An 11,937-nucleotide genomic window follows, 5' to 3' on the forward strand; every position below is an offset into this window, starting at 1 on the left:
TTATTAATTATCCATAGAATCTATCTCTGCTAATTCTAACCATCTTTCTGTAGCAATATCTATTTCTTGACCTAAACTTTCGACTTTTTCATGGAGTTTTTGAACTTCACTTACTTCTGTGGGAGGTGCATTATAAAGTTTGTTTTCTGCCTCAGCTTTTTCAGCTTCTAACTGAGCAATTTTTTTCTCTAAATTCTGATATTCTCGCTTCTCTTTTGATGATAATTTTCTTTGCCCAGTCTTATCGCGAGAAACTCTTTCTGACTTTTGCTGTTTAGACTGACTTTCCTTTGGCTTTTCCTCAACTTCTACAGATTTTTTGTTTGCTGCTTCTACTTCCTTATAATCTAAATAAAGGGAATAATTTCCCGGATATTGTCGTAAATTTCCTACTGCTTCAAAAGCAAAAATTCTATCTACAGTTCGGTCGAGAAAATAACGATCGTGAGAAACTACAATTACACAACCATTAAACTCTTCAAGATACTCTTCTAATACTGCTAAAGTTTGTACATCTAAATCGTTAGTCGGTTCATCCAAAATCAAAACATTAGGGGCACTCATCAATACTTTTAACAGAAATAATCGTCTTTTTTCCCCACCAGAAAGTTTATAAACAGGAGCATATTGTTGAGTACCTGGAAATAGAAATCTTTCCAACATTTGAGAAGCACTAATTTGAGTACCATCTGATGTTTGAACAAATTCTGCCACATCTTTTATATACTCAATTACTCTTTGATTTTCAATGGCAGCATCCAGCAAATTTTCCGAATGTTGGTCAAAATAACCTATATGTATTGTTGCTCCTATTTCTACTTTCCCAGAATCAGGTTCAATCCTACCTGTAATAATATCCATTAAGGTTGATTTTCCCACACCATTACCACCAATAATTCCCACTCTATCTTCAGGCACAAATTCATAAGTNCTCAATTACTCTTTGATTTTCAATGGCAGCATCCAGCAAATTTTCCGAATGTTGGTCAAAATAACCTATATGTATTGTTGCTCCTATTTCTACTTTCCCAGAATCAGGTTCAATCCTACCTGTAATAATATCCATTAAGGTTGATTTTCCCACACCATTACCACCAATAATTCCCACTCTATCTTCAGGCACAAATTCATAAGTAAAATCTTTAATCAAGGTTCTACTATCGTAGGATTTAGAAACATTTTCTAACTCAATAACCTTTTTGCCAATTCGACGACCAGCAGTAGAAATATCCACCTTTCCTAATGCTTCTTTAAATTCTCTTCCTTGCATTTCTTCTATGCGTTGAATCCGAGCTTTTTGTTTAGTGCTACGAGCCTTCGGCCCCCGTTTCAACCATTCTAATTCCCGGCGTAATATTCCTTGATGTTTCTTTTGAGAACTAACAATTGAATCTTCAGCTAAAGCTTTCTTTTCTAAAAAGTAGGAATAGTTGCCAGAATAAGTAAAAATATCCCCTCTATCTATTTCCAGAATCTTATTAGTAACTCTGTCAAGAAAATAACGGTCGTGAGTAATTAATAAAATTGCTCCAGAAAAAGTATTTAAGTAACTTTGTAACCATTCTACAGACATAGCATCTAGATGGTTTGTTGGCTCATCCATTAACAAAACATCAGGTTCAGCAAGTAAGGCAGTCGCTAAAGCAATTCGTTTACGATAACCGCCAGATAAGTTACTAACTTTAGCATCAAAATCTTGAATTCCTAATTTACTGAGAATAATTTTTGCCTTAGTTTCTAACTCCCAAGCATTGGTAGAATCCATCTTTTGAGTTACTTCAGAAAAACGCGCCATTAAAAGATTATCTTCAGGATGATGAGCTAATTTTTCTGATAGTTCTTCGTACTCTTTTACCAGTGCCATTTGTTCGCCACTGTCGGCAAAAACCTGTTCTAAAACAGTATTATTTTCATCTAAATCTGGTTGTTGAGGCAAATAAATAATCCTCACATTTTGATTGACTAAAATTTGACCGCCGTCTGTAGGTTCCAAACCAGCAATCATTTTTAATAAAGTGGATTTTCCCGAACCATTTGTACCAATTAAACCAACTTTGTCACTAGGGTCTAAACTGAAATTGGCATCTTTTAAAATTTCTTTGATGCCAAAATCTTTTTTTACTGATTGAAGTGTGAATATACTCATTTTTTTATTATTAACTTGAGTGTTATAATAAACCGGGTTTGTGGGGGGGTAAATGTTAGTAAGTGGGGCATTTAAAACAAACCCGGTTTCTACAATTTTTTATACCTATACTACTGGATTTTATATTATACATCAATTGTAGCTTAAAGCCAAGGCGGTCATTTCAGTTATCAGTTAGCCTCTTGCAGAGGAACTGCGTTAACAGTTATCAGTACCTCTGCCTGTTTGCGCAGCATTCCGTAGGAAAGCCAGAGGCTTGAAATATTGAATATATTTTTTTCATCCCCTTGAAAGGGGAGGCTTGAGACCTTATTTTTTGGTCAGAAACTGTTGGATATAAAGATGATTTTTAATATTAGCTAATATACTAATCCTAAATGATTTGTGATCAAAAAAACTGTAGGGGTTTGGTCTCCAAACCCAAGATAAAATGGGATTGGGAAACCAAAGCACTACGATAAAATATTACAACCTATTTAGGATTGCTATAGCTGAATATTTACATTAAAAAGCAATTAAATATTGACTGGAATATAGTTTTCTTATCTAGGGGGTTTGGAGACCAAGGGGGTTTGGAAACCAAAACCCTACTTATTACAGAATTAATTTTTATTATGAATAGATATTAAAAATTAGTTGAAAAAGAAAACTTATGTATTGCTAGTTTCTTGATTAGGTAATAAGTAAATTATCCCTGAAATTATCGTTAAAGCAACAGAAATCCAAAACATAACTATTGCTATAGTTGCCCAAACTTTTGGTAAAGGAGCAATTAATAAAGCAATGGCGATAATTTGANGGTTAACTCCCGACCTAATATTAAAAATACTCCCCAGGCGGGAACTTTTCCTAATTCAATTAATGCTAATAGGGGTGCTAAAACTAATAATTTATCTACTAAAGGATCTAAAAATTTACCTAAGTCGGTAATTTGATTAAGTTTTCGTGCTAAATAACCATCTAAAAAATCTGTAGCTGAAGCAATTAAAAAGATAACTAAACATATCCAAAGATTTTGATTAGTTGGAGTCTTGAGAGTGTAAAGAATAATAGGTACTCCCAACAGACGAGAAAAGGTAATTGAGTTAGGTATGTTCATAATTAGAAGGAAGAAGGGAGAAGGGAAAAAGGAGTAAATATTATTATATAGCAATCCGGGCTTATGTTATAACATTTTATCGTAGGGGTTTGGTCTCCAAACCCTGGTCTTTAAACCCTGGTTTCTCAACCTAAGAGAAAAATCGCAATCCGCGCTTATATTGTAACATTTTATCGTAGGGGTTTGGTCTCCAAACCCTCATCTTTAAACCCTGGTTTCTCAACCTAAGAGAAAAATCGCAATTTGCGCTTATGTTATAACATTTTATCGTAGGGGTTTGGTCTCCAAACCCTCGTCTTTAAACCCTGGTTTCTAAACCTAAGATAAAAATCCCAATCTGCGATAAAATGTTATAACATTTTATCGCAGGGGTTTGGTCTCCAAACCCTCGTCTTTAAAGCTAAGAGAAAAATCCCAATCCGGGCTTATGTTGTAACATTTTATCGTAGGGGTTTGGTCTCCAAACCCTCTTCTCCAAACTCAAACAAAAATAGGATTTGGAAACCAAAATCCCTACAGTTTTTTTACAAGTAATTTATAATTGCTATATGTTAGTATATTCAGGCTATAGTCTAGATTTTAATTGAGTAATATTATTCCGCATAATCAATGATAAAAAAGTCTTTGTTTGTAGTCGGGCTTTAGCCATATTTATACTTAGGGCTAAAGCTCTACTCCGAACTTTAATTATAACTATTCAACCCGATATGATATAATTGCTAAAATTATTGAGATTGATTTTATTAGTTGAAATTATAATTATGTCTGTATCAAAAGAAGAAGCAAAGCAATTATTAGAACGTTTGATTTTTGATGATGAACGTCCTCAAGATTGGGTGCAAGATGTTTGGTGAATGAGTCCGACTTTGGGAGAAACTGCTGCGAAGTTGCTAGATGTTTTTGAGGTGTTAATTACATCTTGTCCGGAGGCTGAATTAAATGATGTAGTGCAAACTTTTGAAGCAGAATTATTGGAGGAAGATGAGGATATTTATTAATGGTACTTAGACATTTTTTGGAAGACAGAGCTATTTTCTTATAAATTCTATGATGCGTATGTTAATCTAAAATTAAAAAGCCAAATAACAATAACTGATTAAAATAGAACCTATAGAATTAACTTTTGCAGCGATCGCTACTTTGGCCTTGACAAGAGCTATGTAAAAAACTGTGGAAAAGTTTACTGAAATTTGATTTCCTCTCCAGAATATACAGACGTGGTTTTTAATCGTCTAACAAGGGGTAAAAATAATGGAACCTATAGAATTAAGTGTAGCAGCGATCGCCTATCCTTTTTTAGTTAAATATGTGGAAAAAGCAGGGGAGGGTTTAAGTGAAAAGACTTTTGAGCAAGCGGGTAAGTTATGGCAAAGAGTAAAAGCAATGCCTGAAAATACTTTTGCTGCTTTGAAACCTGCAGAAGATAATCCTTTTCCTAAAGATTTTGAGGCAGCAATACGGGAAATGGAGGCAGTTGCTAATCAAAACCCAGAACTTAACCAAGATATTATTGATGTGGTTGAGGTTGCTAGGGAGGAACATCCAGAATATCTGAAAAATTTGAAGGCGAAGTTGGAAGAAATAAAGTCTCAAGGAGTAACTGCTGAGAATATTAATGCTTTATTTCAGGGAAGCACTATTACTGGAAGTGCTGTAAATAGGGATAGTAATAATAATGTAGTTATTCAAAATCCCACGTTTCAGGGTGATGTTACCTTTTGACTGGAGTCGTCGGTAGGGGAACCGATCAAGAAAAGTACCCAATCTCAAAATCCTAACCAAAAATACAATATTCCTGGGGAGGAATGGTTAGACAATAAAGTTTTTGTGGGTAGGGAAAAGGAACTTGCCGAACTCCACGAATTGCTAAAAAATAATCAACGGGTTGCTGTTGCTTCTGTTTCGGGAATGGGAGGTGTGGGTAAAACGGAACTTTCCCGTCGATACGCTCTTGCTCATAAGTCTGCTTACCCTGGTGGTATCTGTTGGTTGGAAGTACCTGCGGAGAATGTCGGTATTCAGATACTCAGGTTTGCTCAGAATAATCTCCAACTTATTCTACCGGAGGAGGAAGATTTACTGGGAAGGTTACGCTACTGTTGGCAAAATTGGTCTGGGGGTGAGGCGTTACTTATTTATAATGATGTGACTGACTACGAAAGTCAGGTAAAGCCTTTTTTGCCTCCAGACTCTCGGTTTCGGGTACTGCTAACGACTCGTAAAAGTTTTGGTAAGGCGTTTCGGGAGTTGCCTCTGGATGTTTTGAAACCTTTGGCAGCGATGGAGTTGTTAAAGTCTATATTGGGTAGAGAAAGGGTTTTGCAGGAACCTTGGAAAGCAAGGGAGTTATTGAAATGGTTGGGTTATTTGCCTCTGGCGATCGAATTGGTGGGGCGGTATTTGGATGAGTATTGGGATTCTTTGAATAGGGATAATTTGGCTTTGACAAAAATGCTCCAGCGTTTACAGGGAAAAAGTCTCGAACATCGGGCAATGTCAGCTAATGAGTTGATTAATTATCCTCATGGTGTGGCAGAGGCGATCGCTTTGAGTTGGGATAGGTTGGATAAAAAGACTCAAGAAATAGGTTTGAGGTTGGGGTTGTATGCTTTGGCACCTATTCGTTTGTTGTTGGATGGGATAGAGGATGATGAGGAGTTGGAGGTGTGGGAAATTGCTATTGGGGATTTGGAAAATCTGCATTTGTTAAAGGGTGTTGAGTCTGGGGTTTATAGTTTGCATCCTCTGGTGCGGGAATTTTTGCAGATAAAATTGAGAGAATATTCGGAGGCGGATGAGTTGAAACGTCGTTTTGTTGTGGTAGCGGTGGAGGCAGCACGGGAAATTCCCAACATTACACTGAAGCAAGTTAAGGAATTTGAGGTTGATATTCCTCATATTGCAGAAGTGGCGGAACATTTGACTGAGTATTTGAGTTATAATGATTTGATTGGTATTTTTATTGGGTTAGGTTCATTCTATGAACGTCAAGGATTTTACCCCCAGGCACAACCTTGGTTAGAGAAGGGTAGAGAAATAGCAGAAAAACGGCTAGATAAAGATAATCCTGATGTGGCAACAGTCTACAACAACCTAGCAAATTTATATTATTCTCAAGGGAGATACTCGGAAGCAGAACCTTTATACCAACGAGCTATAGAAATCATCAAAATTGCCCTACCCGAAAATCATCCCAAACGTGCCACCCATCTCAACAGCCTAGCGCTATTATATGATTCTCAAGGGAGATACTCGGAAGCGGAAACATTGTACCAACAAGCCATAGAAATCGACAAAATTGCCCTACCCGAAAATCATCCATTCCTTGCCACCGACCTCCACAACCTAGCAAATTTATATCGTTCTCAAGGGAGATATTCGGAAGCAGAACCTTTATACCAACGAGCTATAGAAATCATCAAAATTGCCCTACCCGAAAATCATCACCACTTTGTCATCCACTTCAGCAACCTAGCAGAATTATATCGTCTTCAAGGGAAATACGGTGCAGCAGAACTCTTGTACCTCCAAGCTATAGAAATCGTCAAAATTGCCCTACCTGAAAATCATCCCCACTTTGCTACCTACCTCAACAACCTAGCTTTATTATATTGCGAACAAGGGAAATACGGTGCAGCAGAACCTTTGTATCAACAAGTCATCGAAATCGTTAAAATCGCCCTACCCGAAAATCATCCATTCCTTGCCATCCACCTCCACAACCTAGCACATTTATATTATTCTCAAGGAATATACTCGGAAGCAGAACCTTTGTTAAAACAAGCCATCGAAATCGACAAAATTGCCCTACCCGAAAATCATCCATCCCTTGCCACCCACCTTGGTAGTCTAGGACAATTATATCGTGTTCAAGGGAAATACGAAGCAGCAGAACCTTTGTTGAAACAAGCACTGGATATGTTTGAACAAACATTAGGTCAGGAACATCCTCATACTAAAATTGTGCGAAAAAATCTCCAACGTTGTCGCCAACAACAACAGAGCTAGACAGAGAGGGTGGAGAGTGTGGGGGGATAGAATCTTGCCTGCTCAGTTTTGCTGATAACTGATAACTGAAAAGCTCCTTGCTTATGATTTCAGAACTGAAGTTACAATTACCGTAATAGTAGCGCTAGCAATTAGAGTAAAAGCAAGTTGCACCACCCACTGAGTTGCTTTTTGGTAATTTTCAAAGCGATAATTGAAACTTTATACATCGGTAGATAGCTTATCAACACGACTCGAAAGAGTATCAACGCCAGTCGATAAATTGTCTCACTTATTAATAACATATGTCAGGGTTGCTTCAGTGTTAGGCGTTGTAGTGGAGTGTTTCACCTTAAATAGTGCAATAGCAAATTGGTCTGAGATTGCTATCCTGACGGACTGCTCCGCAAACACTGTCGTTTGCTATCGCAAAGCTGGGCTAACGCAATGACAAATCTAATGCACAGTTTTAGATGAAACGGTCCAGTAGTCATAACTATTGCCTTAAATAACTACATCTTGGCAAACAGTCATATAGAATCCGGGTAATTTAGTTACTGTAAAGTCATTGCGACGGTAACAGCGTGGAAGGAAGCAATCTCCGCGAACCCATGAGATTGCTTTCTCTCGTCGCAATGACAACTGTTTAACCAGATTTTATATCAGACCTTATGTCAATTTTTCTTTGAAGCGATCGCTATTTTAGATCAAATCCGCTTGCTTTGGAGAATAAGGTTCCACATCAGTATTGGCAAAAACCACTACAAACTAGGAGTTTGGAGACCAAACCCCTACAGGGCAATAATTATACCGATACTACCGGATTTGATATTAGTCAGAGAAAAGAGCTATATCGCTGATTTTTCCAAGATTGATGTCTTATTCATCTATTGTCCAATAGTTAGGGTGTGCTGATTTAATCTCAAAACATTTACAGGCAAAGGTTTTAGGCTTTTTAGAACGAAAAAAATGCTAGCTTTTCCGTAGATTGATGTTTTATTCATCTATTGGACAATAGTTAGGGTGTGCTGATTAATCCTAAAAATATTGATGTATAAAAGTTTCAGCCTTTTTATATAAAATCCGGTTGAATAGTCGTCATTGCGACGAGAGAAAGCAATCTCATGGGTTCGCGGAGATTGCTTCCTTCCACGCTGTTACCGTCGCAATGACTTTACAGTAACTAATTACCCGGATTCTATATTAGAGTGTCATTTCAGTTATCAGTTATATCATGTCCGGTTGAATAGTTATTATTAAGAATAAATGGGAGAAATATCTAAGACTCCTGAGATTGCTTCCTTCCACGGTGTTACCGTCGCAATGACTTTACAGTTAGAGCGATCGCCACATTCAGTTAAAATAGTGCATTAGGAAGTAGGTAGGGACGTTGCATAACAAAAATGCGAACGTCCGTACGGGAGAAAGATTGTTGTTGGGTTACCCTTCGGGAAGCAAGCTACGTTCCTCAACCCAACCTACATCTATTGCACCATTTAAATAGTAGGGGCGGGTTTCCCCGTTAAATTAACGAGCTTTCACCTAAAGTTAGATAAACCCGCCCCCCAATGATGCAGGGCACCATTTTAGTCGTGCCAGTTTACTACTTTCTCCTTTCTCCCTACTCCCCTACTCCCCTACTCCCCTACTTCTTCTACTTAAACTTTCGCCTTCGCCTCCAAATTTTCCAAACGACTCCTCAATTCCTGATTTTCCTTTTTCATCTTATCCATTTCATCACGCAACTGCTTCAGCGCCTTGTCAGAACCAATATTTTTTTGCACCTTCTGTACTGCTTCCTCAGCTCGACGACGCACTCTGCCATCAGGAGTTTGTTCAGCTAAACTCTGCAATATTCCAATTGCTTCAGCAGTTTCCATTTGCGACAAGGCAGCAACTACACAAACCTGAGTCAAGAAAAACGTTTCCCGTGATAATTCTGTCAGTCGTTGCAAAATTCGTTCTAAATTAACAGGAGACTGAGCAGGAGAAATAGTTCCCAAAACGCGGATAGCATTCAAACGTAACGGTTGAGGTACACCAGGAGCAGTGTATTTCAAAATCAACTTCAGAGCAGTTTCAGAAGTCTTCATCTTACTCAAACTTGATATTGCACCACAACGCACCACTTCATTCCAACCCTGTTTCTTTTTTAATACCCACTTCAATAACTTAATTGCTTTTTTTTGTTCGGACTTAGTATTGGTAGCAGCAATATCTCCAATTCCAGATACCGCACTAGCTTCCACATAATAACTGGCATCCCCATTTTTTACTAGAGACTTGAGTAACTTATAAGTTTCATTGGTTTTTATCTGTGTTAGTGCTTCCACCACAGCACGACGCACGCGAGCATCTTCGTCTTGTAAACCTACAGCTAAACCATCAAAAACTTGTTCTAGTTTAATTTTCCCTAGTTGTTTAGCAACTTCAACCCGCACACCCCAGAAAGGTTCATCTATCAGTGCTTGTGAAAGCACTTTGACAACTTCTAAACCACCCTTTTTCAGCAATGCTTCAGCAGCATAAATGCGAGATGTAGGATCTGGATCAAATTGTAATTGCGCTTTCAGTTCCGCCAATGGATATTCTAGTTTTACTGTTTTCAGATAATTATTACCTACATCAAAACTGATAAATTTTGGTTTTTCGGAAAGTGGGAAATAGAATGTTTGTTCCTGTTCGTGTACCCGCACACTAAAGTTAATTAATTCTGGTTTTTCGTCTTTGACATAACCAAAAGCGATCGGAATTTTTAGGTCAAATAATTCTTTACTTACATCGCCGTTTTTGTCATTTTTAGGAATTATTTGTGTGACGGTAATTTTTGCTAATTTACTATTACCATCCCAAGCATAATTAACTTTATAATCTGGATGACCACCCCGGAAAACATATTGATCGAATAAGGATAATAAATTCCTTCCAGTTGCCTGTTCAATTGCTCTTAATAAATCAATAGTCTCAACAGTTTTATGAGCATTACTTTGAACGAAATTATGAATAGCTTTAGTAAATAATTCAGCTCCTAATTCTGTTTTGATCATGTGATAAACACAAGCACCTTTTTCATAAAGATGGCGGTCATAAAGCTCAATTGCTTCTCGATAAACATTAGTCACAATAGGGCGACGATAGCGACCTTTATCCTCAGCAATATAACTTCGAGCTTCCTTCAAAAGGTAATAAGCAGCATCATCTTGACCATACTGGTTTGCCGTCCATAATACTTCCGAATAGGAAGCCATTCCTTCTTTTATCCAAGCATGAGACCAATGTTTAATTACTATCAAATCTCCGAACCATTGATGAGCAAGTTCGTGAGCAACTAAACTTTCAGAATTATAGTTATCTAAAGCTGCTCTTTCATCTAATAAACATCTGTCTGTTAGTAAAGTTGTGGAAGTATTTTCCATACCGCCAAAAATAAAATCATTGACGCAAACTTGAGCATATTTAGGATAAGGATATTTATAGCCAAATTCCTGACTAAAAAATTCTATCATTTGTGGAGTTTTGCCCATAGTGCGCCGAGCATCATCTTGGCGTTTTTTCTCTACATAATAGGTTACAGGAATACCATTCCATTCATCTTGAATTTCAGCAAACTTACCTACTGCTAAAGTCATTAAATATGTAGGATGAACTTGTCTTTGCATCCAGTGATAAATTTTATCTTCTCCACTCTCTTCAGTGTGGATAAGTTCACCATTAGAAATAGCAATAAATTTCTGAGGTACTTTGACGCGAATTTCTGAAGTTGAGAGTTGCCCAGGATAGTCGAAGCAGGGAAACCAGTAACGAGAGTCTTCATCTTCCCCTTGAGTCCAAACTTGGGTTGGTTTGTCTGGATAATGTTTGTCGGGAGTAGTAAAATAGAGACCTCGTTGTGGGTTATTGGAATTGTAGGCGATCGCTACTTGAATTTGTTGACCTGTTGTAGTGACTGGTTGTAGGTAAATGTTTAATTCGTTGCCATCATAGTCAAAGGTTTGTTCTGTGTCGTTGATTTTAACAGAGTTAATTTCTAGGTCAACTGCATCAAGAGTTAATTTATCAATGCTACTCCTGACAGGGTTCAAGGTAATAGTACAAGTGCCGTGAAAACTTTTGTGAGGAATGTCAAGTTCTAGGTCAAGGAAAATATGTTCTACTTGACCCGGACGATCGGGGTTATAATGTGGCCTCGCGCCTGGTAATTCAAAGGATTTGGAATTGTTTTCTGAATCAAAGTAAATATTGGACATTCGGTATAATTATTAATATTTTTTGGACAAAGCAAGGATTCTTTTGATGCTAGTCCTGACAGCGATATTTAGATTACTCTACAACGTTAAATCAGGTTTTTAATCAACACAGTTAGATTTTAGCAAAGGAAATAACCGCCTCAGAGTAAAGGCCACAGTCCGAGAATGGACTAAGTTAGTAAACTTTCCAGTCTGTTCTTTTTCTTGGCCTTCAGACTTACTGTTCAACTTGGCCTTATATTCTTCAAACTTAGCCTGAATTTCTAAGGCTCTAATAATTTGACTGAACAGAAGGCACTGATTAAACCAGTTTTACGGTTATTGAAAAAATATCAAATGGTTATTATTGGGTAAACTGGTATAGAAGCCCTAAGCGTATCTCCAAGAAATAGGTTGGAGGGAGAATTAATTGATAAAAAATGGGTAATAATTGATTTGATGATGGGATGAGTGGCAGA

The 11,937-nt window shown here is 37.4% G+C and carries 6 protein-coding genes and 3 pseudogenes; 3 read left to right on the forward strand and 6 right to left on the reverse strand.

Annotated elements, in window-relative coordinates; translation table 11 throughout:
• Positions 1-3: 3 nt before the first annotated feature.
• The 4 genes and pseudogenes from AFK68_RS27540 to AFK68_RS27550 all read right to left on the reverse strand — a co-directional run.
• Positions 4-930 (reverse strand): ATP-binding cassette domain-containing protein (locus AFK68_RS27540; RefSeq protein ID WP_143438356.1); only part of this gene is annotated, 927 nt, incomplete at its 5' end.
• Position 931: 1 nt separating this feature from the next.
• Positions 932-2,146, reverse strand: a pseudogene (locus AFK68_RS27545) (ABC-F family ATP-binding cassette domain-containing protein); the annotation flags it as partial.
• 650 nt (positions 2,147-2,796) lie between these two features.
• Positions 2,797-2,944, reverse strand: a pseudogene (locus AFK68_RS42695) (CDP-diacylglycerol--glycerol-3-phosphate 3-phosphatidyltransferase); the annotation flags it as partial.
• A 1-nt stretch (position 2,945) separates the two neighbouring features.
• Positions 2,946-3,245, reverse strand: a pseudogene (locus AFK68_RS27550) (CDP-alcohol phosphatidyltransferase family protein); the annotation flags it as partial.
• An 854-nt stretch (positions 3,246-4,099) separates the two neighbouring features.
• Between AFK68_RS27550 and AFK68_RS46705 the strand changes: the two are divergent.
• The 3 genes from AFK68_RS46705 (at position 4,100) to AFK68_RS27565 (ending at position 7,253) form a co-directional block, all read left to right on the forward strand.
• Positions 4,100-4,243, forward strand: coding sequence for a hypothetical protein (locus tag AFK68_RS46705; RefSeq protein WP_371357592.1), 144 nt, complete (start codon positions 4,100-4,102; stop codon positions 4,241-4,243).
• A 253-nt stretch (positions 4,244-4,496) separates the two neighbouring features.
• Entirely contained in the window at positions 4,497-4,967 is a 471-nt protein-coding gene (locus AFK68_RS27560) for a hypothetical protein (RefSeq protein WP_094676821.1), read from the forward strand.
• A 105-nt stretch (positions 4,968-5,072) separates the two neighbouring features.
• Complete coding sequence (locus AFK68_RS27565; protein ID WP_094676823.1) at positions 5,073-7,253, forward strand: tetratricopeptide repeat protein; 2,181 nt, start codon at positions 5,073-5,075, stop codon at positions 7,251-7,253.
• A 1,637-nt stretch (positions 7,254-8,890) separates the two neighbouring features.
• Here the strand turns inward: AFK68_RS27565 and AFK68_RS27575 are convergent.
• Both AFK68_RS27575 and AFK68_RS43650 read right to left on the reverse strand, forming a co-directional pair.
• Positions 8,891-11,479, reverse strand: coding sequence for a M1 family metallopeptidase (locus AFK68_RS27575; protein WP_094676825.1), 2,589 nt, complete (start codon positions 11,477-11,479; stop codon positions 8,891-8,893).
• A 99-nt stretch (positions 11,480-11,578) separates the two neighbouring features.
• Positions 11,579-11,707, reverse strand: coding sequence for a hypothetical protein (locus tag AFK68_RS43650; protein ID WP_256386667.1), 129 nt, complete (start codon positions 11,705-11,707; stop codon positions 11,579-11,581).
• Positions 11,708-11,937 lie beyond the last annotated feature (230 nt).

It is taken from the genome of Hydrocoleum sp. CS-953, assembly GCF_002260545.1.
Lineage (GTDB): Bacteria > Cyanobacteriota > Cyanobacteriia > Cyanobacteriales > Microcoleaceae > Trichodesmium.

Coding starts and splice junctions, on each gene's coding strand:
- AFK68_RS46705 (WP_371357592.1), top strand. CDS start 4,100: ATGAGTCCGACTTTGGGAGAAACTGCTGCGAAGTTGCTAGATGTTTTT.
- AFK68_RS27560 (WP_094676821.1), top strand. CDS start 4,497: ATGGAACCTATAGAATTAAGTGTAGCAGCGATCGCCTATCCTTTTTTA.
- AFK68_RS27575 (WP_094676825.1), bottom strand. CDS start 11,479: ATGTCCAATATTTACTTTGATTCAGAAAACAATTCCAAATCCTTTGAA.